Here is a 24,412-nt window from a genome sequence, read left to right on the forward strand (position 1 = left end):
TCGGTTGGGTGTCCCGAGGCTAGAACCCATATAGGTCAGATCTTGGCCTATGGTGAAACCATGCCCGACGAGCATTTCGCCGATCCCGATCTCGCCTCGCTGTACGACGCGATGAATCCGCGCTCCGACGACTTCGACTTCTATCTGCCGATGATCCTGGCCGCGGACGCGGTGCTGGACGTCGGCTGCGGCACCGGTTCGCTGCTGCACCTTGCCCGGGAATCCGGCCACACCGGGCGCCTGGTCGGTCTCGATCCCGCCGAGGGCATGCTGATCCAGGCTCGCCGCCGCGACGACATCGAGTGGGTGCTCGGCGATTTGTCGACCGTGTCGTGGGAGAGCGAGTTCGACTTCGCCGTGATGAGCGGGCACGCGTTCCAGGTGCTGCTGACCGACGAAGAGCTGCGGACGGCGTTCTCGGCGATTCGCCGCGCGCTCAAGCCCGGCGGCCGGTTCGGCTTCGAGACGCGCAACCCCACCGCGCGCGCCTGGGAGCGCTGGACGCCTTCGCTCGTCTGGGAAGCCGGGGACGTCCGGTCGTGGAACGACGCCGGGCCGTTCGAGAACGGGTACGTCCGCTTCACCACGACGTACGAAAGCCCGCGCTGGGACGCGCCGCGGTACAGCGAAAGCACGTTGCGCTTCCTCGACGTTCCCGCGCTGAACGCCTTCGTCGAAGAAGCCGGGCTGGTCGTCGACAAGCAGTACGGCTACTGGGACCGCTCGCCGGTGACCGCCGCCAGTCCCGAGATCATCAGCATCGTGCGGCGGCCTTCACCGGAAGTCCCGTGACTTCGCCTTGATCCGCATCGGCAGCGGCTCGACGCGGTGGGCGAGCACGCTCACCACGCCGTCGGCCTTCTCCACCACCCCGCGGATCAGCAGCGCCGCGCTGCCGCGCGCCACGCGGTGGTAGCGCTGCCACAGGCCGAGCGTGCAGATCACGTTGACCATCCCCGTTTCGTCTTCGATGTTGAGGAAGGTGACGCCTGCCGCGGTCGCCGGGCGCTGCCGGTGCGTGACCGCGCCGCCGATCAGCACGCGTGCGCCGTCGTCGAGGTCGGCCAGGCGGGCCGCCGGGACGACGCCGAGCTCGTCGAGACGGTCGCGGATGAACTCCGTCGGGTAGCTGTCCGGGGAGACGCCGGTCGCCCAGACGTCGGCCGCGGCGACGTCCAGGCCGTCCATCCCGGGCAGGACCGGTGCCTGCGCGCTGATCAGGCCGGGCAGCCGCTCCGGGCGTTCCCCGGCGACCGCGCCCGCGGTCCACAGCGCCTGACGGCGGTCGCCGCCGAAGCCGGCGAACGCGCCGGCCGTGGCCAGTGCCTCGATCTGCGGGGTGGTCAGCCGGACGCGGCGGGCGACGTCGGCCATGTCGGTGTAGGCGCCGTGCTCCTGCCGTTCGGCGACGATCCGCTTCGCGAGGTCTTCGCCGATCCGCCGCACGGTGCTCAGCCCGGTGCGCACGTCGTGGAACTTCCCGGTGCCCGGCTCCAGCGTCGCGTGCGGCAGGCTGCGGTTGATGTCCGGGCCGTGCACGGTGACGCCGTGGCGCCGCGCGTCGGCGACCAGCGACTGCGGCGAGTAGAACCCCATCGGCTGCGCGCGCAGCAGGCCGGCCAGGAACGCGTCCGGGTGGTAGAACTTGAAGTAGGCACTGGAAAACACCAGATGCGCGAAGCTCAGCGCGTGGCTTTCGGGGAAGCCGAAGTTCGCGAACGCCTTGAGTTTCAGGAAGATCTTCTGCGCGAGTTCGTCGTCGACGCCGTTCGCCGCGGCGCCCTCGAGGAACCGCTGCCGCAGCCGCTCCATCCGGCGGTCCGAGCGTTTCGACCCCATCGCGTGCCGCAGCTGGTCTGCCTCCGCCGCGGTGAAGTTCGCGACGTCGAGCGCGATCTGCATCATCTGTTCCTGGAACAGCGGCACACCCTTGGTCTTGTGCAGGGCCCGTTCCAGCAGCGGGTGGTCGTAGGTCCACTTCTCGCGGCCCTGCTTGCGGCGGATGTACGGGTGCACCGAGCCGCCCTGGATCGGGCCCGGCCGGATGAGCGCGACCTCGACGGCGAGGTCGTAGAACTCGCGCGGTTGCAGCCGCGGCAGCGTCGCCAGCTGCGCGCGGCTCTCCACCTGGAACACGCCGATCGCGTCGGCGCGGCACAGCATGTCGTAGATGTTCCGGTCGGCGAGATCGAGCTCGGCCAGGTCGACCTTCGTGCCCTTGTGTTCTTCGACGAGGTCGATCATGTAGTGCAGAGCGGACAGCATCCCGAGGCCGAGCAGGTCGAACTTCACCAGCCCGGCGGCGGCGCAGTCCTCCTTCTCCCACTGGATGACGCTGCGGTCGGCCATCCGCGCCCACTCGACCGGCACGACCTGGCTCACCGGTTCCGCGCACATGACCATCCCGCCGGAGTGGATGCCCAGGTGCCGCGGGAAGTCCTCGAGGGCGAAGGCGAGCTGGACGACGTCGTCCGGGATGTCGTGGTCGTGGTCCTTTTCGGTGCTGCGCAGGGAACCCCAGCGGTCGATCTGCTTGCTCCAGGCGTCCTGCTGGCCCGGGGAGTAGCCCAGCGCGCGGGCGGCGTCGCGGACGGCCGACCGGGCGCGGTAGGTGATCACGTTCGCGACCTGGGCGGTGCGCAGGCGGCCGTGCTTGCGGAAGACGTACTGGATGGCTTCCTCGCGGCGGTCGGACTCGATGTCGAGGTCGATGTCCGGGTAGCCGTCGCGGTCCGGGGCGAGGAAGCGCTCGAAGAGCAGCTCGTAGGCGACGGAGTCGACCTTCGTGATGCCGAGCGCGTAGCAGACGGCCGAGTTCGCGGCCGAGCCGCGGCCCTGGCAGAGGATGTTGTTGTCGTTGCAGAACCGCACGATGTCCCAGACGATGAGGAAGTAGCCCGGGAAGCCGAGTTCCTCGATGATCGCCAGCTCGTGCTCGATCTGCTCGTTCGCTTTTTCTTCGTGCGGCTTGCCTTTGAAGCGTTCCTTCGCGCCTTCTTCGGTGAGATGGCGCAGGTAGGTCGTCTCGGTGTAGCCGTCGGGGACGTCGAAGGGCGGCAGCTCCGGCGCGATGAGCTTGAGCGGGAAAGCGCATTCCATGCCGAGCAGGGCGGCGCGGCGGACGGCGCCGGGGTAGCGCCGGAACAGGACGTCCATTTCGGCGCCGCTGCGCAGGAAGGCGGTCCCGGCCGCGGGCAGCCAGCCTTCCAGTTCGTCGATCCCCCGCCGCGCCCGGATGGCGGCGAGGGCGTCGGCCAGCGGAGCGCGTTCGGGCCGGGCGTAGTGCGCGGCGGTGGTGGCGACGGTCGGCAGGCCGAACTCGTCGGCGAGTTCCGTCAGGAGGTCGTTGTGCGTGCTGTCGAGGGGCTGGCGGTGGTCGGTGAGTTCGACGTAGACGTTGTCCGCGCCGAAGCGTTCCTTGAGTTCGGCGAGCTTTTCGGCAGCGGCCGCCGGGCCGTGCGTGACGAGGGCCGAGCGCACCGCGCCTTTGCGGCAGCCCGTCAGCACCACGCACTGCCCGGCGACCTCCTCGGCGACCGCGTCGAGGTCGTAGCTGGGTTTGCCTTTCTCGGCGTCCCGGTGGATCTGGCCGGCGGTGATGGCGCGGCAGAGGGCCCGGTAGCCCTGGTCGCCGCGGGCGAGGAGCAGGAGGTGCTCGCCTTCGGGATCGGCGACGCCGTTCTGCGGGGCCCGGAGGCCGAGGCTGAGTTCGGTGCCGAAGACGGTGTTGACGCCGAGTTCCCGCGCGGCCTCGGCAAAGCGGACGACACCGTACATACCGTCGTGATCGGTGAGGGCGATGGCGTCGAGCCCGAGGCGTGCGGCTTCCTCGACGAGTTCTTCGGGATGGCTGGCCCCGTCGAGGAAGCTGAAGTTGGAGTGGCAGTGCAGTTCGGCATAGGGGACGCGGACGGCTTCGCCGCCGTCGTCGCTGCCGCGGGCGGGGAGGTCTTCGGGCCGCCGGTAGCCCTCACGACGGCGGCCCCAGGCGGGGCTGTCGCCGTGGTCGCCGGGAGGAAGCCCGCCGGCGAGGGTCCGAGCGAGGTCCTTCCACCGGACGGGAGGGTTGTTCCAGCCCATTCAGCGACTCCCGGGCTGGTCCCGGCGGCGCAGGTCCTCGGCCCGGCGGCGACGGTGCCAGTTGCTGGGATGATTCCAGCGGCTGCGGGCTTCGGCTTCGCTCATGGGGCGGCGGTTGTGGGACTCGGCCTCGCTCATACGGCAGCCGTTCTCCTCCGACACTCGGGGAACCGGGAGCGCGATCACCGGGCAGATCCAGTCCTCGTCGGCTGCGGGCAGCTGCCCGTTCACCGCACCTTGGTCCGGCGCGAGCTGCGCATCCGGCGTGGGAGCCGGGTGGTGGTCGCCGTGCAGCGGCTGGCCTGTCTGTGCGGCGGGCTCGGGGATCTCGCGAAGCCACCGGCGCTCCTCGGATGCCGTTGCGCCGGGTTCGGCTTGCAGCCAGTCTCGCAGGCGGCGTGCGTAGTTCTCGTCCATGCTCAGTCGTACACTCCCTCGACCGTCCACAGTGGATTTTCCAGGCCCGCGCAGTGCACCAGCACCGCCTCGGGCGGCTCGTCGGTTCCGCCGGCCAGCACCAGTTGCAGCCGCGCTCGCGGCGGACCCGGGCGGCGGCGGTCGCCCGCGGCGGGCCAGGGACCGGCCCAGCCCACGACGTCGCGGCCTGCGCCGCCCGCGATGGTCAGCCGGTGCGGCGGGGCCGTCACCTGGAAGCGGTCCGTGACGCCGACCGGCCTGCCCTGGGCGTCGAAGACCTGGGCGGGCACCGGCCGGTCGAGGACCGTCGCCGGGGACGGGGACGGCAGGCGTCCCGGCCAGGTCGCGTCCGGCGGTGTCGTGCGCTCGCGCGGGTCGCCCCAGGGCACCAGCCGGACCCGGCCCGCCGGGTCGCGGCCGCCGTCGAGCACCGGGGTCAGCACGCCGTCCGGCCCGAGCAGGCCCTGGACCCGGACGAACGCGCGGGCGGCGCGCTCGTCGTCCTCGGCGGAACCGCCGTTGCGCCACAGATCGAGCTGCAACGACCGGCCTTCGACGGTCTCTTCCGGCTCCAGCCGCAGCCGCACCACGCCGGACGTCGGGCGCTCCCCCGGCGCCGCGCGCAGCCAGCCCTCGAACTGCCAGCGCACGCGATCGGCGACGCCGCCGGGCGTCAGCGGCTCGGCGCACCGCCACACCCGGCCGAGGTGCTCGCCGTCTTCGGTGACGGCGTGGATGCCGAGGCGGGTGCAGGCCAGGCCGTGCGCGGCGAGTCCCGCGCAGAACCGCGCCGCCAGGCCCTTGGCGAGGAACGCGGCGACGTCGACCCGCTCGACAACCGGATCGAACTCCTCGACCAGCGTCAGCTCCGGCGGCGGACGGCGCCGCAGCGGCGGCCGTTCGGAAAGCCCGCGCGCGAGCCGGTGGGCGAGCAGGCCGTCGGCACCGAAGCGGTTGACGACGTCCCGTTCCGGCAGGGCGGCGAAGGCCCCGAGCGTCTTCAACCCGAGGCGGCGCAACAGGTCGACGAGCTCCGCACGGTCGGCCCCCGGCTGGTCGAGTTCGGTGACGGGCAGCGGCGCGAGAAAGTCGGCGGCCCGCCCGGGTTCAACGAACTGCCCGCACCGCGCGGCGAGCGTCGCGGCGAAGAGCCCTTCGGCAACGCCGACCTGACACTCGACGGGCACCTCGTCGAGAAGCCGTTCGACGAGGGCGTGCTCACCGCCGAAGTAGGACGCGGCCCCGGCAACGGGCACGGCAACCAGGCCCGGCCGTACAACCTCGACCCCGACGACGAGCGCCTCGACGGCCCGCGCAACGGCCTCGAAGAGCCGAGCGTCCCGGCCGTCGTCGGCGGGAAAGACGGCCAGCTCCGGACAGTTCGACTCGGCTTCCCGCCGCCGCATCCCCCGCCGCACACCACTCCGGCGCGCAACGGCGTTGCAGGCGGCAACCCGGTTCGCGCTGATGACGGCAGCGGGCGCGGTGACGGCAACCCCACTGACGGCGGCGGCGACGACCACGGGCCAGTCCGGGCACCAGAGGACCAGCATCCGGGTGGGGACGGCGGAGGTGCCGCGCTGAGCTGGGACGGTCATGGGACCTCCCCGAGCGGCCCGCGCGGGTGGGCGTGGCCGAGGGGGCGGCGCGCGTGGCTGGAGAGCCGACTCGCGTGATTGGAGGGTCGACTCGCGTGATTGGAGGGTCGACACGCGTACCCGGAGAGTCGACACGCGTACCCGGAGAGTCGACTCGCGTGACTGGAGAGCCGACTCGCGTGATTGGAGAGTCGACACGCGTGCTTGAAGGGACGACTCGCGGACCCGGAGGGTCGGCTCGCGTACCTGGAGGGTCGACTCGCGTGATTGGAGGGTCGACACGCGTACCCGGAGAGTCGACACGCGTACCCGGAGAGTCGGCTCGCGTACCTGGAGGGTCGGATCGCGGGTTGGGGGTTTCCGGCGGGAGTCCACTGTGGACGAATGCGGCTCATGCCGTTGCCTCGGTGCGGGACTGCGTGGTCAGGAGCGTCGGCAAGCCGGTGGCCGACGGGAGGTGGAGGGTGGCCGTGGCCGGGCGGGCTGCCGCGCCTCGGCCGTGGGCTCGGACCTGGACCGGGCGCTCGGTCAGGTGCCCGTACCCCTCGGACGGGCCCGTCCAGGAGTCGCGGCGGCACGACAGCTCGACGTCCGCTCCCGGCCATGCCCCCGCTGCCAGCAGGACCGCCCCGCGGTGGCGGGCACGGGCCGACAGCCGGCGCGCCACGGCGGGCTGGAGCGTCTGTGGCTGGACCGCCACCACGTCCACGCCGTCCAGCAGGGCCGCCACCACCGACGGCAGTTCCACGCCCGGGCGCGGAACCAGCGCCAGCCGGCTCAGGGTCACGCCGTACTCGGCCGCCGCCGCCACCCCCAGCGACGGCATGCCGACCACCGCGGCCCACGATCCCGCCTTCGTGGCCTCGGCGAGCAGCGCGAGCAGCAGCGACGTGGCCCCGTGCACCGCCACCGTGCTCCCGCGCCGGAGCCCGGCGGCGGGCAGCAGCCCGGCCAGCGCCGGCGCGACCGGGAGCACCCTTCCCGGCACGCCGGCCCGCTCGGCCCGGGCTGCCACCCGGCTTGCCGTGCTGACCCCGGGCAGGGCCGCCAGCCGGGCCACCGGCGGCTCCACCACAGCGGTCACCGCACGCACCTCCCCACCACGGACTCACGCCGGCGGCCGGGCCTCTCCCAAAACACGACCGCCGACACCTGGCCCGCCGCGGGGAAGGCGGCGGTTACGTCGAACACGTGTTCGACGTAACCCAGTCAATCGCGAACCGGCGGACCTGTCAAGTCACTCGATGGTGGGGTACGAAGCCTGGAAAGCCAGCCGAGCGTCCGCCCCCGCGGCAAGGCGTTCCAGCTCGTCGTCCAGGGCCAGGAACGTCTCCCAGCGCGGCCCGCCGAGCAGCCCGGCGACCCGCTCCTCCAGCCCGGGAACCCGCTTCCCCTTCCACACCTTGTCCGCCAGCGAGACGAGCAGGTCTTCGAGCGTGACGTCCGGCGCGTCCCACGAACCGTGCGTCCGCGCGAACCGCGCCGAAGCCTCCTCGACACCCTGCTCCAGCAGCATCGAGTACCCCGCGGGCTCGTGCCGCGCCCCCGGCCCGGACAGCTCCTCGGGGTGCCGGATCTTCCCGATGTCGTGCGTGGCCGCGCCGAAGAGGACGACGGTCACGTCGAAGGCGGCCCGCGGACGCGCCCAGCCGGTCAGCGCGACGGCGACGTCGTGCACCACGCGCAGGTGCGCGCCCAGCCGTGGCTGCGCACCAAGCTCTTCCAGCAGCACGCGGGCCCGGCCGGGCAGCGGGGCGAAGCCGGGGGCGTCGAGGGCACTGCGCAGCCGATCGGTCACCCCGCCACGGTAATGAAGTTGCCCCCGGCGCCGCCCGTCACTAGACAGACGGGCGTGGAGCTGATCGACGCCCGGCCCGAGGACTGTCCCGAACTGCTTGTCCTGCAACGGTGTTGCTGGGTCCAGGAAGCGATCCTCAACGACACCCTCGACATCCCGGCCCTGCACGAAACCCTCGAAGACGTGCGCGACTGGACGAAGACCTGGTCGGTGTGGGTGCTGCGGGACGGGCACCGGCTGGTCGGCGGCGTGCGGGCGCGGCTCGACGGTGACCGCTGGGAGATCGGCAGGCTGATGGTCGCGCCGGACCTGGCCGGACGCGGGCTGGGACGGCGGCTGCTCGCCCACGCCGAAGCCGGGGCGCCCGCCGAAGCGCGGCGGTTCGTCCTGTTCACCGGCGCGCGCAGCACCCGCAACATCGCGCTCTACCAGCGTGCCGGCTACCGGCTCACCGACGCACCCGCGGTCGACGGCCACATCCGTGGCGCGGTCCATCTGGAAAAAGCCCGGCAATAACCCGGTCCGCCACCCGGACGGACCGTGGTCGGCTAGATTGCCGGTGGACTTTGGGGGGTGGCGATGACCGAACGGCGGAGACGGCCGATCCTGTGGATCGCCGGTGCGCTCGTCGCGGCGGGAGCGGTGGTCGCCGTCGTGCTGACCGCCGGCAACGGGGTGCCCGGCGCCACGGCCGCGGCGCCGCCGCCGACGACCATGGGCGCGGAGTGGCGCTCGTTCCGCGCCGACGTGACCGGGATCCGTCCCGGCCCGGACGACACGACGTTGTTCGTGCAGGTCGCGCTGCCCGGCAAGGACCCCGGCTGCGTCCGTGAGCCGCGGATCGAGCAGATCGTGGAGGCGAAGACGGACATCCGCGCCGACGTCGTCTACTCGACGCGGCCCGCGGCGGGCGGCTGCCAGGACAAGGTGCCCGCCGAGCTGCGGCTGTCCACGACGGCCGCGATCAAGGACCGGACGGTGATCCTCAACGGCGACACCGGCAACGCCTGGCACAAGCTCGGCGCCGGCTGGGGGCACTGCGACCGCCAGGGCACCTGCGCCCCGCCCGCCGACCACTGCGATCCCGCGTGGATCGGTGCCGCGGTGTCCGCCGCGGGCGCCGAAAGCGCGGGCACGACGCGGGTGTGCGATCCGGACTGGCTGGTCGTCGACCTGCTCGTCCGCCAGGCCGACCCGCCGTCCCGCGCGGTGTTCCGCTGGAGCGACGCGGGCTGGACGTCGTTCGCGCAGGTCCGCTCGGCCGGGTGCGCGGAGATCCGGGCCGCGGACCCGAAGTTCCCGGTCGCGCTCTGCAAGACGCTGCCCGCGCCCGCGTAGCGAGGTCTGCCGCGGCGGCTAGCCCGGCAGCTTCTTGACGATCTCCGCGCCGATCGCCTGCACGGTGGCGTCGGACTCCTGCTGGGGCATCGGGGAGTTCGAGAAGAATCCCTTGTCCCAGCCGGACACCTCGACGATGACGACGGTCGAGCCCTTCAGGACGTGCAGTTCGGCGCCGCTGAAGGCGCTGTCGGTGGCCAGCCGGACCAGTGCCGCCTTGTCGCCGATGCCGCGGACGTCGGTGGGGGCGATCTCCGGCTTCGTCGGCATGAACGCCTCGCCCGCCCGCCGTCGCCCGTCCGGCCCGGAGTAGCGCGTGATCTGGACGTGCAGCTGGGCGTCGCGGACGTTCTCGTCCGGCCCCGGCTTCCAGTTGCAGCCCATGTCCTTGAGGCCCGGCACGTTCTGGGCGGACGGGCCGCCGAGGACGAAGCTCGGGTAACCGGCCTTCGCCAGGACCTCCGGCGGCAGCTGGCATTCGGCGGGCACCGGCGACGACGACGGTGTCGCGCCGGTGCTCTTGAAGTAGTCGCTCGCGAAGATCGCGAGGGGGATGCCCGCGCCGAGCAGGACGACCACGCCGCCGATGATGCCGAAGATCAGCCCGGTGCGCTTCTTCTTCGGCGGCCGCATCGGCGGGCCGTAACCGGCGGGCGGATACCCCGGTGGGTAGCCCTGGGGATAGCCCTGCGGGGGTGGGTACCCGGGCTGCTGCGGATAGCCCGGGTACCCCTGCTGACCTTGGCCGTACGGCGGCTGCTGGCCGTACGGCGGCGGCTGCTGCATCGAGCCCTCCCTCTCGAAGCGCGGGGTCGGTGACATCCGGGGCTTCGCCCCGGAGCCCCCGCGAGCGGTCAGTGCGCGAAGTGGCGCGTCCCCGTCAGGTACATCGTGACACCGGCCTTCTCCGCGGCCGCGATGACCTCGGGGTCGCGGACCGAGCCGCCGGGCTGCACGATCGCGCGGACCCCCGCCTCGACCAGCACTTCCAGGCCGTCCGGGAACGGGAAGAACGCGTCCGACGCGCCGACCGAGCCCTTGGCCCGGTCACCCGCGCGCGACACCGCGAGCCGCGAGGAGTCGACGCGGTTGACCTGGCCCATGCCGACGCCGACGGTCGCGCCGTCGGCGGCCAGCAGGATCGCGTTCGACTTGACCGCGCGCAGCGAGCGCCACGCGAATTCCAGGTCGCGCAGGGTCTGCTCGTCGGCTGGGCTGCCGGTTGCCAGCGTCCACGACGCCGGGTTGTCGCCCGGCGCGTCGATCGCGTCGACCGTCTGCAGCAGGACGCCACCGGAGATCGGGCGGAACTCGACCTTCGGCGCCGGGGCCTCGGGCAGCTTCAGCAGCCGGATGTTCTTCTTGCGCTGCAGGATCTCCAGCGCCTCGGCGTCGAAGTCCGGCGCCAGCACGACCTCGGTGAAGACCTCGGCAATCTGCTCGGCGGCCTCGCGGCTGACCGGCCGGTTCGTCGCGATCACGCCGCCGTAGGCCGAAACCGGGTCGCATGCGTGGGCTTTGCGGTGCGCTTCGGCGACGTCCACGCCGATCGCGATGCCGCACGGGTTGGCGTGCTTGATGATCGCGACGGCGGGCTCGGCGAAGTCGAACGCGGCGCGGCGCGCGGCGTCGGTGTCGACGTAGTTGTTGTACGACATGGCCTTGCCGTGCAGCTGCTCGGCGTGCGCGAGACCGGGCCGGTCGCTCTTGTACAGCGCGGCCTTCTGGTGCGGGTTCTCGCCGTAGCGCAGGACGTCGGCGCGTTCCCAGGTGGCGCCGAGGAAGTCCGGGAAGCCGACGTCGGCAGCGTTCTCGTCGGGAGCGTACGCGCTGGCGAACCACGAAGCGACCGCCGTGTCGTACGCCGCCGTGTGCGCGTACGCCTGCGCGGCGAGGCGCTTGCGGTCCTCGAAGTCGAACCCGCCGTCGGCGACGCGCTCGAGCACCCACGCGTAGCGGGCCGGGTCGACGACGACCGCGACGCTGCCGTGGTTCTTCGCCGCCGCGCGGACCATCGCCGGGCCGCCGATGTCGATGTTCTCGACGCAGTCCTCGGGGCTCGCGCCGGACGCGACGGTCTGCGCGAACGGGTAGAGGTTCACGACCAGCAGGTCGAACGCCGCGATGTCGAGCTTGCGCAGCTGCTCGACGTGGTCGGGGTTGCCCTGGTCGGCGAGCAGGCCGGCGTGGACGCGCGGGTGCAGCGTCTTGACGCGGCCGTCGAGCGACTCGGGGAAGCCGGTGACCTCCTCGACCGGCGTGACCGGGACGCCCGCGTCGGCGATGACCTTCGCCGTGCCGCCGGTGGAGACGATCTCGACGCCGGCCGCGTGCAGGCCGGTCGCGAGGTCCAGGAGGCCCGCCTTGTCCGAGACGCCGATCAGCGCCCGGCGGACCGGGCGCCGTCCCAGGTCAGTGCTCACGAAATGTCACCTTTCGTCCGTCCACGGTGCAGCCACCGCGGCCGAGTCGCTCGATCGTTTCCACCAGCAGCCTGCGTTCGACGGCCTTGATCCGTTCGTGCAGGACGTCTTCGGTGTCGTCGCTTTCCACGACGACCGCTTCCTGGGCGATGATCGGCCCGGTGTCGACCCCGGCGTCCGCGAAGTGCACAGTCGAGCCGGTGACCTTCACCCCGGCTTCGAGGGCGTCGCGCACCGCGTGCATCCCGGGGAAGGACGGGAGCAGCGCCGGGTGCGTGTTGATCACCGTGAACCGGCCGAGGAACTGCTCGCCGAGGATCTTCATGAAGCCCGCCGAGACGACCAGGTCGGGCCGGTACGCGGCGACCGCCTCGGTCAGCGCCTTGTCCCAGGCGGCCCGGTCGGGGTGGTCGGCGACGCGGACGGTGAACGACGGGATGCTCAGCCGTTCGGCGCGGGCGAGGGCCTCGATGCCGGTGCGGTCGGCGCCGACGGCGACGACCTTGGCCGGGAAGCCGGACCGCCCGGTGGCGTCCAGGACGGCCTGTAGGAGGGTGCCGGAGCCCGACGCGAGCACGACGAGCTTCACCGGAGTGGGCAGCTCCAACCGTTGAGACAGAGCGGGCTCCTTGCCGCGGGCGGTGCGCAGCCGGGCGCACGGCGCTTCACCAGGTCGCCTCAACCCTAACGGTCGCCGGAGTCCGGCTCGACGTCGCCGCAGGTCTCGGTGCCTCCGGTCACAGCTTCCGGGGTTTCGGGCTCGTCGTCGAGGCCCGGTTCGGCGTCTTCAGCGGGTTCTTCTTCGGGGACTTCTTCCGGCTCTTCGCCCTCTTCGTCTTCTTCGTCCTCTTCGGACGCTTCCAGCTCTTCGACGGCTTCGGACGCGGCTTCGGCGTCGACGGCTTCGGCGTCCTCGAACGCCTGGTTGTCTTCGAGCGCTTCGGGCGGCGGCGCGGGCGGCTCGTGCTCGCCGGCGAAGAACGCGGCGAACGAGCCCGGGATGACGATCCAGCAGAACGCGACGACCGAGGCGACGCCGACCGGGACGCTCACCGGGTCGAATGGGCCGTCGCCGAGCCGGCCGCCTGCCAGCGTGCCCAGCAGCACGCAGCCGAGCGCGACGACGGCACCGGCCACGGCGACCGCGCGGATGCGCTGCGCGGGGTCGGCGTCGACCTTGCGTAGTGTCCAGCCGATCAGCACGCCGGTCGCCGCGGGCAGCACGAGCAGGGCGGACCACCACGCGGAGTGGTGTTCGGGCAGGCCGCCGAGGAGCGGGACGCCGGGCACGGCGCCGCCGCGGTAGCCGAACATCCCGACGTGCAGGTCGCCGATCGAGAAGCCGGGCCCGGTGAGGAACGACAGCGTGGCCGTGACGGCGTTCGGCAGGTACAGCACGGAGAGGACGAAGAGCCCGAAGCTGCTGCCGAGCGCGGGTTCGAAGATGCCGGACACGGTCGTCCAGGACACCGCGGTCGCGACGGTGAAGACGGCGGCTCCGCAGGCCAGGAACACCGCGAGGCCCAGCGCGCCGGCCCGGAGGCCGCGCAGGGCCAGCGGGTCGAGCCGCTCGGCGAGCACCTCCGGCAGCCCGCACGTCCGGACGACGCCCGCGAACGCAGCGGCGGCGGCGAGCAGGCCGGGCACCGCGAAGGCGGCCACCGGGTCGGCCGTGACGGACGAGCCACGCGCCCCGAGCGCGACGGCCAGCCCGAACAGGGCATGCGCGGCGGTGACGGTGACCAGGACGGGCACGGCATCACGAGCCGAGCGGCAGCCGAGCCGCCGCGCGGCGCCGGACGCCGTCCGCGCGGCCAGCACGACGACGCCGAGCGTCGGCAGCAGCGGCAACACACCGAGCGGATGACCACCGAGGCCGAGCCGCACCTGGTGCGCGGCCAGCCAGCCGGGCGCGGCCGCCAGCAGCACGCCGGCGCCGGAGAAGGAGCCGCGCCCGGCGGTGACGACGGCGAGAGCCAGCAGGGTCGCAATGGCGGCATAGCCGGTGAGCAACGGCCCGAGGGCGGCGGCGAGCAACACCCGGACCCGTGCCGCCCGGGAGACTCCGACGTCGGGTTCGAGGTCGCCCACCGGCTCTTCACGCTCTTCGCGGGAGTCGGTGAGCAGGTCCATGATCCGCACCCTGACATCCGGGCTGGTCCGTACGGGTGAGGCTCGCCGCCGCGAGCCTGCGTGACGAAGTCAACCCACCCGGTCGGGTGTCAGCTGCGGGCTGGTTTGCGCAGGTAGGCCAGCCTGGTCGGCGACCGCGCCGACCGTGAACTCTTCGATGCCGCACCTGCTCGGTGGCGGCACCTTTGACGCGAAGACCCGGTCGCTGAAGAAACCGGAACGCGGAACGCCCGCGGTGACCGACTGTCACCACGGGCGTTCCGGGACGGCGCTGCGTCAGCTCGACTTGCCGAAGCCTCCGGGCGGCGTGCCCGGGTTGTCCGACGGCGGCTGCTGGAAGAACTGGCCCTGCTGGGGCGCGTACGTCGTGGCCTGCTGACCCGGCGGCGGCGTGGTCGACGGCGGGTTCGGCGAGCCGTACTGGCCCGGCTGCGAGAACGGCGTCTCACCGCCAGGGGCGACCGGTCCCGGACCGTGCCCGGGCTGGCCGAACTGCTGGTGCTGCTGCGGGGCGGGCTGGCCGAACTGCTGCTGGCCCGGCTGCCCGTACTGCCCGCTGTAGGACGGTGCGGCGGGCTTCGGCGACGGCGGCTTGACGACGTCGTACGCGATGAGCAGCGCGCCGACCGCGGCGAGCATCTGCAGGATGCCCAGGATCAGGATGACGGTGACGATGCCCGGCGTCGTCTGCAGGCCGATCAGCGTGTCCAGGACCTCGAGCGCGCCGAGGACGCTGAACAGCGCCGCGAACGGCAGCGTCTTCGGGCCCTTCGGCAGCGCGTGCATCGCCGCGAGCAGACCGCCGCCCAGCAGGAACACCCCGCCGATGCCGACGTCGCCGTTGTCGGAGAAGCCGAGGAAGTACTGCACGACGGCGAGGACGGTGACGACCAGGGCGAGCAGCAGCGGCAGGTTCTGCGGCAGGCCTCCGGGGCCCGACGACGGCGCCTGGTGCTGCTGCTGCGGGAAGCCACCGGTGGACGGCGGTCCGGGGGGCTGCTGGCCGCCACCCTGCTGGGGGTGGCCAGGCCCGCCGCTGGGGAAGGTCATCGGATGCACTCCTGTCGGTTCGACCGGCACTCCGGGCGCGCGGGCACCCGGGCGAAGACGAGGCGGCTTGTGTGCGCAGAACGCTAGCGCACTCCCCCGCCGTCAGCCCACCAGACGCGTGAATACCCCGGCGGGTTTCGCCGCCGGACGCGGAAAGGCCGGGCACCCATGGGGTACCCGGCCTCACCAGGAGTTACGCGGAATGCTCAGCCGAGGCTGTTGTACAGCTCACGCGCGAGGACGGCGGTCTCGCTCGGGGTCTTGCCGACCTTGACGCCGGCGGCCTCGAGGGCCTCCTTCTTCGCGGCGGCCGTGCCGGAGGAGCCCGACACGATGGCGCCCGCGTGGCCCATGGTCTTGCCCTCGGGCGCGGTGAAGCCCGCGACGTAGCCGACGACCGGCTTGGTCACGTTCTCCTTGATGTAGGCCGCGGCGCGCTCTTCGGCGTCGCCGCCGATCTCGCCGATCATCACGATGACCTTGGTCTCGGGGTCCTTCTCGAACGCCTCGAGCGCGTCGATGTGGGTGGTGCCGATGATCGGGTCACCGCCGATGCCGACCGCGGTCGAGAAACCGATGTCCCGCAGCTCGTACATCATCTGGTAGGTCAGCGTGCCGGACTTGGACACCAGGCCGATCGAACCCGGGCCGGTGATGTCGGCCGGGATGATGCCGGCGTTCGACTTGCCGGGGCTGATCACGCCGGGGCAGTTCGGGCCGATGATGCGGGTCTTGTTGCCCTTGGCGACCGCGTGCGCCCAGAAGTAGGCCGAGTCGTGCACCGGGATGCCCTCGGTGATGACCACGGCGAGCGGGATCTCGGCGTCGATGGCCTCGATGACCGCGTCCTTGGCGAACTTCGGCGGCACGAAGATGACCGACACGTCGGCGCCGGTCTCCTTGATGGCCTCCTCGACCGTGCCGAACACGGTGAGGTCCTTGCCCTCGATGGTGACCGTCTGGCCGGCCTTGCGGGCGTTGACGCCGCCCACGATGTTCGTGCCGGACTTCAGCATCTTGGTGGCGTGCTTCATGCCCTCGGAGCCGGTGAGGCCCTGGACGATGACCTTGCTGTTCTCGTTGAGGAAGATCGACATCTCACGCACCTGCCGCGGCGAGCTCGGCAGCCTTGTCGGCCGCGTTGTCCATTGTGTCCACCACGGTGACCAGCGGGTGGTTCGCGTCGGCCAGGATCTTGCGACCCTCCACGACGTTGTTGCCGTCCAGGCGGACGACCAGCGGCTTGGTGGCCTCGTCGCCCAGGATCTTCAGCGCCTCGACGATGCCGTTCGCCACCGCGTCACAGGCGGTGATGCCGCCGAAGACGTTGACGAAGACGCTCTTCACGTCGGTGTCGTTGAGGATGACGTCCAGGCCGGCCGCCATGACCTCGGCCGACGCGCCGCCGCCGATGTCGAGGAAGTTCGCCGGCTTCACGCCGCCGTGCTTCTCGCCCGCGTACGCCACGACGTCCAAAGTGGACATCACGAGGCCCGCGCCGTTGCCGATGATGCCGACCTCGCCGTCGAGCTTGACGTAGTTGAGGTCCTTGGCCTTGGCCTTGGCTTCGAGCGGGTTCTCGGCTTCCTTGTCCACCAGGGCTTCGTGGCCCGGCTGGCGGAAGGAGGCGTTCTCGTCGAGGGTGACCTTGCCGTCGAGGGCGATGATCTTGTCCTGCGGGTCGCGGACCAGCGGGTTGACCTCGACGAGGGTGGCGTCCTCGGAGACGAAGGTCTCCCAGAGCTTCACGACGACGTCGGCGGCCTCGTCGACGACCTTCTCCGGGAACTTGCCCGCGGTGAGGATCTCGACGGCCTTCGCCTTGTCGACACCGGCGATCGCGTCGACCGGGATCTTGGCCAGCGCTTCGGGGCGCTCGACGGCGAGCTGCTCGATCTCCATGCCGCCCTCGGCGGAGGCCATGGCGAGGAACGTGCGGTTCGCCCGGTCCAGCAGGAAGGAGAAGTAGTACTCCTCGGCGATGTCCGAGGCTTCCGCCACGAGCACGCGGCGCGTGATGTGGCCCTTGATGTCGAGGCCGAGGATGGCTTCCGCCTTCTCCTTCGCCTCGTCCGGCGTCTGGGCCAGCTTGACGCCGCCCGCCTTGCCGCGGCCACCGGTCTTCACCTGAGCCTTGACGACGACCTGGTTGCCGATCTGCTCGGCTGCGGCCTTGGCTTCTTCGGGGGTGCTAGCCACGGCGCCCGGCAGAACCGGTACTCCGTGGGCGGCGAAGAGATCCCTCGCCTGGTACTCGTAGAGGTCCACTACTCCAGTCTCCTGACGACACGCCACTGTGGTGGTCCGTTTCCGGACCGCGCTGTCGGACCAGTCGAGGTTAGCGACCTGCGCAGACGCAGGGGACCTCGCACCTGGTGAAGTCGGTCACCGTGCGCGGTCAGACGGTGCTTCAGCGGTGTGAGACCGCCCACCGGTGAGCCGTTCCACCGCTTCCGCGGCCGTTTCCGCCGTGAAGACGGGGACGTCGCCGAGCGCTTCGGCGAGGCCGGACGGCGGCCCGGCGCCCAGCACGCCGACGGCGTCCGGATCCTCCTGTTCGGCGGTGCGGACGATCTGTTCCGCGGTGTCCAGCGGTCCGGCGTGGACGACCTCGGCGCCCGCGTCCCGCAGAACCCGGCCCAGCGCGACGGCGGCCGGGTCGGGCCGGGCGAACTCGACGAGGAGCACCCGCGGGCGGTCACGGCGCACGGCGTTCCCCGGCCAGAGCCATGCCCGCCGCGACGAGCAGCGCGGCCGCGGCGGCGAGGGCGAGCCAGAACCCGGTCGCCGGGCTCGCGCCGCCGAGCGTGCCACCGACGAGCGGCAGTTCGGCGGCGTGCAGGCCGGTGAGCAAAGCCGCCCCGGTGAGCAGGGCGGCGGCGGGCTTCGGCCGGGACCGCAGCGCGAGCGCAGCGGCACCGACGACGACCACGGCGGCGGTCAGCAGTCCCCACGAAGGCGTGTCGAAGTCCGACCAGAGCCCCGGCGCGACGTATCCGGGGACGCTGAAGACGGGCAGCCCGAACGCGGCGACGGCCAGCACGGCCCCGGCGACGACGGGTGTGAGGACACTGCCGTCGGCCGTGCCGGTCCCGGCGTCTTCACGTTCGACGACCCCGGTGCCGACGGCGGCGAGCGCGAGCAGCGCGGCGAGCACGAGCGCGGCGAACGTCCAGCCGGCGCCTGCCCCGAGGTCGTAGGTGAAGGCGGGGGCCGCTTCCGCGCCGAAGCCGGCGAGGTTGCCGGCCTGGGTGGCGGTGAGCGCGGTGTTGAGGACGGCGGTGCCTGCCAGGACGATCCCGGCCCAGCCGACCCCGGCGAGCGTCCGCGCGACGGAGGCGGTCTTCGGCACGAGCGTCCCGGCGGCGAGGACGGCGACCACGAGCGCGGCGGCGAGCAGGAACCAGCGGGCGGGACTTTCGGCGGCGGCACGGACCGGCGCGACGGCACCCGGAGTCACGGCGGTGACGGCGACCTGCGGCGCGAAGCTGCCGATCACCGCGGCGACGGCGGTCAGCAGGCCCAGCACACCGGTCACGAGCCGCCACCAGAACAGGCCGGGCACCTGCACTTCGGCGTCGGTCTTCGGCTTTTCGGCCAGCGGCGTGAAGGCGAGCGCGCCGATGGCGGCCGTGGCGAGCAGGGTGAGGACGGGCCCCCAGGTGACGTGCAGGTCCGGCCGGAAGAGCCCGCCGAGCACGGGCGGCACGGCGACGGCGAAGGCACCGGCGGTCAGGCCGAGCAGGGCCCCGCGCGCGGTTCGTTCGGCGGGAGCGGCGAGCGCGGCGACAGCGGTCAGCGGCAGCGCGGCGGCGAGCAGGAGGTAGCCGCCGAGTGCGGGCCATGGTCCTTCGAAGGCGCCGCGGGCGAGCAGGAAGCCGTTCTCGGAGTGGACGGGAGCGGTCAGCAGCCCGACGCCGGCCAGAACGGCGAGCAGCGGAGCGAGCAACCGCCACCGGCGGCGTTCGGGCTCTTCGCCGCTGCGCAGCGCCCGCCAGGCGAGGACGCCGGCGGCGGCGGTGAGGACGTGCCCGGCGACGAGCAGCCAGAACCCGGCCCCGACGGCGGAGCTGCCGAGAAAGCGGTCGGGCAGGTAGAGCTCGGGCCGGATGGTGAGCGGGCCGTTGACGGCGAACTGGAGGTCCAGCACCAGCCGTCCGGGCGCCAGGGCGGCGAGGCCGAGGAGGATGCCGCCGCCCACGCCGGGTCGCCGGGCCGCGGCCCAAGCGGCGACGGCGATCGGGGCGAGGGCGAGGAAGGCCAGCCACGGCCAGGCGGTGAACCCGGGCCCGGCGGCAGGCGAGGCGGGGACCAGGCCACCGCCAGCGAGGGCGACCGCCCCGAGGGCACCGAGCCCCAGCGCGACGGTCAAGCCGCGCGAATCCGGCTCGGCCCAGTCGGGTGGCTGCGGCGCGCGAGACGACTGCCGCATGCCGGAGGAACGGGTGGCCGCGGGGTCGTGCGGGGTGGCCGGGGCGTCCGGAGAGTCCGGGGTGCTCCCGCCGGGAGGTTCTGAGCGTGGGGGCATTGCCCGCGACGCTAGCAAGCCCGGGCGCGGACGGGGGTGTCAGCGGGGCGCGAGTCGCCGGTCGGCCCGTGGCTCGCCGGAGGTCACGCGTGATCCGGCGGGCATCACTCGTGTCTGGAGAGGCATCACTCGTGATTGGGCGGGCATCACGTCGGCGTCGCGGGACGCAAGACCCGAAAACCGGCCAAAACGGACACCTAAACGTCGGGTTTCAAGATCGGTCGGCGAACGGTTCGAATGCGTCGCCGAACGGTCGTCTCGCACCCGCGCGCCAGCCGGGACCGCAGGGCCTCGAAGGGCCTCGTCCGGCCGCCTGGGACGTCGAAGATGCTTGAACATCCCCTGGCAAACCGTTATTCCCGCCCTGTCGGCCCCACGGGCCCATGAGGCGGCCCGAACGGGCCGCAAGGGCTGTAAGGCAAGTCACAACGAAAGCAGTAAACACCTCCTAACTTTCGGTAATCCGCACAGGTAATCGCCTTGGGCCTGCCACCCGATCGGCCGCCGCCGGGGGCAGATCTTGCCGACAACGGTGCCCCTTCGTTACTGTCCCCGGGTCCCCATTACAGTCAGGTCACGAAGTAGGACACCGAGCGAACCGCCCCCGAGGTTGGCTCACCGGGTTCCCCCGCCCGCGTCCTCCGACCCGGCTCCCCGACGATGGAAGGCTCTGTCTTGGCTTCACACCGCTCCCCCGGCGGCCAAGCTCCTTCCCCGGCACTGAAGGACGCGCTCGAAGGCGCGGTCGTCCGTGTCCGGGGCGCGCACCGCATCGCTCCGCCCTCTTCGGCCCTTCGCGGCCGTGTCGTGGTTGCCGCTGTCGCGGCTGGTGCGTTCGCCGCCGCCGCTGCGGGTTCGACTCTCAAGACGGTCACCGACTCCAGCACCGCCGTCACGCCGCTGGCCAACAGCCAGGACGCCAGCGCTTCGCTGACCGCGGGAGGTGCGGGCTCCGGGGGCGCCCCGGAACTCCTGCCGACCGGCCACACCGTCGACGCCTCCGCCGAGGCCGCCAAGCTCGCCGACAGCGCCTCCATCACCCAGGCCCGCGAGCAGCGCGAAGCCGACGCCGCCCGGCGGGCCGCCGAAGAGGCCGCCCGTCCGAAGACCTGCCTGCCGGCCCACGGCACCTTCACCTCCGGCTTCGGCGCCCGGTGGGGCACGAGCCACCTCGGCATCGACATCGCGAACGCGATCGGCACCCCGATCTACGCCGCCTCCGACGGCACCGTGATCGAGGCAGGCCCGGCCAGCGGCTTCGGCCTCTGGGTCCGCATCCAGCTCGACGACGGCACGATCCAGGTCTACGGCCACATGAACAGCTTCTCCGTCAAGGAGGGCCAGAAGGTCAAGTGCGGCCAGCAGATCGCCGAGATCGGCAACCGCGGCCAGAGCACCGGCCCCCACCTGCACTTCGAGGTGTGGCAGAACGGCACCAAGAAGATCGACCCCCGGCCGTGGCTGGCCGCGCGCGGCGTCGTCATCTGATCCGGATTCCGGTGCCGAGTGGACCGGAAACCCTGCCGTAGCGCCGAGTTCCGCCGCTGAGGACCGAAGACGCTCCTCGACCGGGCGAACCTCCGCAGCGCCACGCTGGCCGCAGGAGAACGCGCGAAGCAGGCCGCCAAGAACCGCGGGACCGCCGCCAGGCAACTTCAGAACACGCCACGCAGGCCGAAGACACTCACCGGCCGAGCGATCCTCCGCTGCGCCACGCCGACCGCCGGGGAACCCGCGGAGCAGGCTGCCGAGGACCGCAGAACCGGCGCCAGGCCGCACCAGAACGCGCCACGCGCCCCGAAGACGCTCCCCGGCCGAGCTGCCGAGGACCGCAGAGCCGCCGCCAGGCCGCACCAGAACGCGCCACGCACGCCGAAGACGTTCCCCGGCCGAGTGAACCTCCGCAGCGCCACGCCAACCACCGGAGAACGCGCGCAACAGACTGCCGAGAACCACAGAACCACCCTCAGGCCGCGCCAGAGCCCGCCCGGCGTCCAGAACCCTCGGCAGGCCGCGAAAAACCGTCCACCGGCTCCTCAGCGCCCGCAACCGGCTAGCGCTGTCCGCCCGGCAGCCGCCGGATGAAGTACGCCACCGCGACCTGCCACACCGTGCACAGCTCCGCGGGCCGGCGCACCGGCACCCAGCCCCAGGGCGCAGCTCCCCCTGCGCCCCCCGCGGAGCGGACACGCCCGGCACTCCGGGCCCTCGTCGTCCAGCGGCGTCCCCGTCCGCAGGCGACGCAGCGCCCGTCCGCGCCCAGCTCGTGCTGCCTGAGCAGCGCTCGCCAGGCGGCGGCCAGCCGGCACGCCTCCGCTCCCGCACGCGAAGAACTTCCTGAAGCCCCCGAAGGCTCCCGACCCCGATCCGGAACCGTCGTCCCCAGGACTCCTCGCAGGTATTTCTGTACCCCTTCGGCCAGCAGGCCAAACAGCACCGCGTCCACACCACCCTACCCCTTTCGTCGAACTCGTGTTCGAGTACAGGGTCGGTTCTACCGGGTGGGTACGACGATTCCGGCGGCGATCGCCGGGATCGCCGCCGGATTCACTCGTCCGGGTAACGCTAGAGCTTCACCATCGGCACGCTGCCGATGAGCATCAGGCGGACCTTGCCCGCCGCGCCGAAGTCGATCGTCGCCGTGGCGCGCGGGCCGACGCCGTCGCAGGAGAGCACCGTGCCCAGGCCGTACTTGTCGTGGCTGACCCGGTCGCCGACGTCCAGCTTCAGCGCCACCGTGTCCTTCCAGCCCTTGCCGAACGACGGCGTGGCCGACGAAGACGGCGAAGAAGACCGGCGGCCGCCCCAGGTGGTCGCCGCCCGCGGTGTTCCGCGGGAGCCGGAGCCGAAGCCGAAACCGGGGCTGGACGGCTCCAGCCGCCGCCAGTCGACGAGGTCGGACGGCAGCTCGTCCAGGAACCGCGAAGCCGGGTTCATCGACGGCTGGCCCCACGCCGAGCGAGTGATCGCGCGGGAGACGTACAGGCGCTTCCTGGCCCGGGTGATCGCGACGTACGCCAACCGTCGTTCCTCGGCCAGCTCCGTCGGGTCGCCAAGGGCCCGCATGTGCGGGAAGACGCCGTCCTCCCAGCCGGTGCAGAACACCACCGGGTACTCCAGGCCCTTCGCGGTGTGCACGGTCATCAGCGTGACCACGCCCGCGCCGCCGTCGCCTTCCTCTCCGCCGTCGGGCGAAGGCACCGAATCGGCGTCCGCGACCAGCGAAACGCGCTCGAGGAACGCGGGCAGCGAACCCGGGGCCGGGACGCCCTCCTCCACGATCAGCTCGGCGTTCTCGTCCGCGGCGACCTCGGCGGTGAGCTCGGTGAACTCGCGCGCCACCGTCACCAGCTCGTCGAGGTTCTCCACGCGCGTGTGGTCCTGCGGGTCTTCCGACTCCTCCAGCTCGACGCGGTAGCCGGTCTTCTCCAGCACGGCTTCCAGGACGTCGTGCACCTCCGCGCCGTCCGAGACCAGCGTGCCCAGCTCGTCGAGCAGCGCCACGAACCCGCCGATCGCCTTGACCGAGCGCGGGTTCAGCAGCGGCACCTTGCCTTCGGCGGCGTCCCGCAGCGCCTGCGCGAAGGAGATCCGTTCGCGCTCGGCGTGCGTCGCCACGACGGCTTCGGCGCGGTCGCCGATGCCGCGCTTGGGCACGTTCAGCACGCGCCGCAGGCTGACCGTGTCCTCCGGGTTCGCCAGCACCCGCAGGTACGCGATCATGTCGCGGACCTCGCGGCGCTCGTAGAACCGCACGCCGCCGACGACCTTGTACGGCAGGCCGAGCCGGATGAAGATCTCTTCGAAGACGCGGGACTGGTTGTTGGTGCGGTAGAAGACGGCGACGTCGGAGTAGTCGGCTTCGCCCTTCTCCGCCAGCGCGTCGATCTCGCCCGCGACGAACGCGGCCTCGTCGTGGTCGTTGTCCGCGACGTAGCCGACGATCTTCTCGCCGTCGCCCGAATCCGTCCACAGCCGCTTGGCGCGGCGGTTGGGGTTCCGCTCGATGACAGCGTTGGCCGCGGACAGGATCGTCTGCGTGGACCGGTAGTTCTGCTCCAGCAGGATCGTGTTCGCGTTCGGGAAGTCCCGCTCGAACTCCTCGATGTTGCGGATCGTCGCGCCGCGGAAGGCGTAGATCGACTGGTCCGCGTCACCCACGACGACCAGCTCGGCAGGCGGGACGCCCGCCTCGTTCGGCGCGGTCCCGGCCAGCTCGCGGACCAGGGTGTACTGCGCGTGGTTCGTGTCCTGGTACTCGTCGACCAGCACGTGCCGGAACCGCCGCCGGTAGTACTCGGCGACGTCCGGGAAGGCCTGCAGCAGCGAGACCGTGCGCATGATGAGGTCGTCGAAGTCGAAGGCGTTGGCCTGGTTCAGCCGCCGCTGGTATTCGCCGTAGACCTCGGCGACGCGGCGCTCGAGGTCGTTGCCCGCGTTCGCCGCCGCGGTCTCCGGGTCGGTGAGCTCGTTCTTCAGGTTCGAGATGTGCACGGCGAGCGTGCGGGCGGCGTAGCGCTTCGGGTCGATGTCGAGATCCCGCGCGACGAGCGTGATCAGCCGCTTGGTGTCGTCGGAGTCGTAGATGGAGAAACTCGACGACATGTCGAGGGTTTTGGCCTCACGACGCAGGATCCGCACGCACATCGAGTGGAACGTCGAGACCCACATCGCGTTCGCGCGGCGCCCGACGAGCGCGGCGACGCGCTCGCGCATCTCGGCGGCGGCCTTGTTGGTGAAGGTGATCGCCATGACCTCGCCGGGGTGCACGCGGCGTTCGGCGAGCAGGTAGGCGATCCGGCGGGTCAGCACCCGGGTCTTGCCCGAGCCCGCGCCCGCCACCACCAGCAGCGGGCCACCGGCGTGGGTGACGGCTTCGCGCTGGGCGGGGTTGAGGTCGTCGAGCAGCTCGGCCTGCCCGCCGGCGGCGGGCTTGCGCACGGGGGTCGCGGCGGGGAGATCGAAGAGGGTGTCCATCGCCTGTCCACGCTACCCCGGGTGGGCAGGCGCCCGGCAGAGCGTGCCCGGCCGGTCCGCTGGTTCGGCG

Annotated in this window: 19 protein-coding genes; 4 read left to right on the forward strand and 15 right to left on the reverse strand. The window is 72.2% G+C overall.

All coding sequences use genetic code 11. The features are described from left to right. Nucleotides 1-60 precede the first annotated feature (60 nt). Complete coding sequence (locus ABJI51_RS27825; protein WP_348954009.1) at nucleotides 61-792, forward strand: class I SAM-dependent methyltransferase; 732 nt, start codon at nucleotides 61-63, stop codon at nucleotides 790-792. Here the strand turns inward: ABJI51_RS27825 and ABJI51_RS27830 are convergent. From ABJI51_RS27830 to ABJI51_RS27850, 5 genes are all read right to left on the reverse strand, one after another. Then, nucleotides 775-4,080, reverse strand: coding sequence for an error-prone DNA polymerase (locus ABJI51_RS27830; RefSeq protein ID WP_348954010.1), 3,306 nt, complete (start codon nucleotides 4,078-4,080; stop codon nucleotides 775-777). The two genes, ABJI51_RS27825 and ABJI51_RS27830, sit on opposite strands and share 18 nt — an antisense overlap. Then, nucleotides 4,081-4,497 (reverse strand): Rho GTPase-activating protein, encoded by a 417-nt coding sequence (locus ABJI51_RS27835; protein WP_348954011.1) that lies wholly within the window; start codon nucleotides 4,495-4,497, stop codon nucleotides 4,081-4,083. A gap of 2 nt (nucleotides 4,498-4,499) precedes the next feature. Further along, nucleotides 4,500-6,095 (reverse strand): DNA polymerase Y family protein, encoded by a 1,596-nt coding sequence (locus ABJI51_RS27840; RefSeq protein WP_489617906.1) that lies wholly within the window; start codon nucleotides 6,093-6,095, stop codon nucleotides 4,500-4,502. Nucleotides 6,096-6,486: 391 nt separating this feature from the next. Then, nucleotides 6,487-7,179, reverse strand: a complete 693-nt coding sequence (locus ABJI51_RS27845; RefSeq protein WP_348954012.1) for a hypothetical protein — start codon at nucleotides 7,177-7,179, stop codon at nucleotides 6,487-6,489. A gap of 153 nt (nucleotides 7,180-7,332) precedes the next feature. After that, complete coding sequence (locus ABJI51_RS27850) at nucleotides 7,333-7,893, reverse strand: HD domain-containing protein (protein WP_348954013.1); 561 nt, start codon at nucleotides 7,891-7,893, stop codon at nucleotides 7,333-7,335. A 54-nt stretch (nucleotides 7,894-7,947) separates the two neighbouring features. On the opposite strand from ABJI51_RS27850, the gene ABJI51_RS27855 reads away from it, so the two are divergent. Both ABJI51_RS27855 and ABJI51_RS27860 read left to right on the forward strand, forming a co-directional pair. Beyond that, the gene (locus tag ABJI51_RS27855) at nucleotides 7,948-8,409 is read left to right on the forward strand and encodes a GNAT family N-acetyltransferase (protein WP_348954014.1); all 462 of its coding nucleotides are present in this window, start codon (nucleotides 7,948-7,950) and stop codon (nucleotides 8,407-8,409) included. A 63-nt stretch (nucleotides 8,410-8,472) separates the two neighbouring features. Next, nucleotides 8,473-9,231, forward strand: a complete 759-nt coding sequence (locus ABJI51_RS27860) for a hypothetical protein (RefSeq protein ID WP_348954015.1) — start codon at nucleotides 8,473-8,475, stop codon at nucleotides 9,229-9,231. Between the two features lie 18 nt (nucleotides 9,232-9,249). On the opposite strand, the gene ABJI51_RS27865 is transcribed toward ABJI51_RS27860, so the two are convergent. From ABJI51_RS27865 to ABJI51_RS27905, 9 genes are all read right to left on the reverse strand, one after another. Beyond that, nucleotides 9,250-10,017, reverse strand: coding sequence for a hypothetical protein (locus tag ABJI51_RS27865; protein WP_348954016.1), 768 nt, complete (start codon nucleotides 10,015-10,017; stop codon nucleotides 9,250-9,252). 68 nt (nucleotides 10,018-10,085) lie between these two features. Beyond that, the gene (purH, locus tag ABJI51_RS27870) at nucleotides 10,086-11,654 is read right to left on the reverse strand and encodes a bifunctional phosphoribosylaminoimidazolecarboxamide formyltransferase/IMP cyclohydrolase (RefSeq protein WP_348954017.1); all 1,569 of its coding nucleotides are present in this window, start codon (nucleotides 11,652-11,654) and stop codon (nucleotides 10,086-10,088) included. Beyond that, complete coding sequence (gene purN, locus ABJI51_RS27875) at nucleotides 11,644-12,261, reverse strand: phosphoribosylglycinamide formyltransferase (RefSeq protein ID WP_348954018.1); 618 nt, start codon at nucleotides 12,259-12,261, stop codon at nucleotides 11,644-11,646. Before purN ends, purH begins: the two co-directional genes overlap by 11 nt. Before the next feature lie 77 nt (nucleotides 12,262-12,338). Beyond that, on the reverse strand, nucleotides 12,339-13,796 hold the full coding sequence (locus ABJI51_RS27880; protein ID WP_348954019.1) for a cell division protein PerM: 1,458 nt from the start codon (nucleotides 13,794-13,796) through the stop codon (nucleotides 12,339-12,341). A 267-nt stretch (nucleotides 13,797-14,063) separates the two neighbouring features. Next, entirely contained in the window at nucleotides 14,064-14,837 is a 774-nt protein-coding gene (locus tag ABJI51_RS27885) for a DUF5336 domain-containing protein (RefSeq protein WP_348954020.1), read from the reverse strand. A gap of 206 nt (nucleotides 14,838-15,043) precedes the next feature. Then, entirely contained in the window at nucleotides 15,044-15,934 is an 891-nt protein-coding gene (gene sucD / locus ABJI51_RS27890) for a succinate--CoA ligase subunit alpha (protein WP_348954021.1), read from the reverse strand. 1 nt (nucleotide 15,935) lies between these two features. After that, nucleotides 15,936-17,105, reverse strand: a complete 1,170-nt coding sequence (gene sucC / locus ABJI51_RS27895) for an ADP-forming succinate--CoA ligase subunit beta (RefSeq protein ID WP_348954022.1) — start codon at nucleotides 17,103-17,105, stop codon at nucleotides 15,936-15,938. Between the two features lie 117 nt (nucleotides 17,106-17,222). Continuing rightward, entirely contained in the window at nucleotides 17,223-17,546 is a 324-nt protein-coding gene (locus ABJI51_RS27900; RefSeq protein ID WP_348954023.1) for a hypothetical protein, read from the reverse strand. Then, nucleotides 17,536-19,365 carry a hypothetical protein gene (locus tag ABJI51_RS27905; protein WP_348954024.1) on the reverse strand — a complete coding sequence of 610 codons (1,830 nt, stop codon included), beginning with the start codon at nucleotides 19,363-19,365 and terminating at the stop codon, nucleotides 17,536-17,538. The genes ABJI51_RS27900 and ABJI51_RS27905 overlap by 11 nt, the downstream gene beginning before the upstream one ends. 807 nt (nucleotides 19,366-20,172) lie before the next feature. Between ABJI51_RS27905 and ABJI51_RS27910 the strand changes: the two genes are divergently transcribed. Further along, nucleotides 20,173-20,853: a M23 family metallopeptidase gene (locus tag ABJI51_RS27910; RefSeq protein WP_348954025.1), complete on the forward strand. Its 681-nt coding sequence runs from the start codon at nucleotides 20,173-20,175 to the stop codon at nucleotides 20,851-20,853. Between the two features lie 1,077 nt (nucleotides 20,854-21,930). On the opposite strand, the gene pcrA is transcribed toward ABJI51_RS27910, so the two are convergent. Continuing rightward, complete coding sequence (gene pcrA, locus ABJI51_RS27915; RefSeq protein WP_348954026.1) at nucleotides 21,931-24,342, reverse strand: DNA helicase PcrA; 2,412 nt, start codon at nucleotides 24,340-24,342, stop codon at nucleotides 21,931-21,933. Nucleotides 24,343-24,412: the final 70 nt, after the last annotated feature.

It is taken from the genome of Amycolatopsis melonis (assembly GCF_040064235.1).
Taxonomy (GTDB): Bacteria; Actinomycetota; Actinomycetes; order Mycobacteriales; family Pseudonocardiaceae; genus Amycolatopsis; species Amycolatopsis melonis.

Bases quoted from the DNA above. Each gene is read 5' to 3' on its own strand.
- ABJI51_RS27825 (WP_348954009.1), top strand. From the start codon at position 61: ATGCCCGACGAGCATTTCGCCGATCCCGATCTCGCCTCGCTGTACGAC.
- ABJI51_RS27830 (WP_348954010.1), bottom strand. From the start codon at position 4,080: ATGGGCTGGAACAACCCTCCCGTCCGGTGGAAGGACCTCGCTCGGACC.
- ABJI51_RS27835 (WP_348954011.1), bottom strand. From the start codon at position 4,497: ATGGACGAGAACTACGCACGCCGCCTGCGAGACTGGCTGCAAGCCGAA.
- ABJI51_RS27840 (WP_489617906.1), bottom strand. From the start codon at position 6,095: ATGACCGTCCCAGCTCAGCGCGGCACCTCCGCCGTCCCCACCCGGATG.
- ABJI51_RS27860 (WP_348954015.1), top strand. From the start codon at position 8,473: ATGACCGAACGGCGGAGACGGCCGATCCTGTGGATCGCCGGTGCGCTC.
- ABJI51_RS27865 (WP_348954016.1), bottom strand. From the start codon at position 10,017: ATGCAGCAGCCGCCGCCGTACGGCCAGCAGCCGCCGTACGGCCAAGGT.
- ABJI51_RS27885 (WP_348954020.1), bottom strand. From the start codon at position 14,837: ATGACCTTCCCCAGCGGCGGGCCTGGCCACCCCCAGCAGGGTGGCGGC.
- sucD (WP_348954021.1), bottom strand. From the start codon at position 15,934: ATGTCGATCTTCCTCAACGAGAACAGCAAGGTCATCGTCCAGGGCCTC.
- ABJI51_RS27905 (WP_348954024.1), bottom strand. From the start codon at position 19,365: ATGCCCCCACGCTCAGAACCTCCCGGCGGGAGCACCCCGGACTCTCCG.
- pcrA (WP_348954026.1), bottom strand. From the start codon at position 24,342: ATGGACACCCTCTTCGATCTCCCCGCCGCGACCCCCGTGCGCAAGCCC.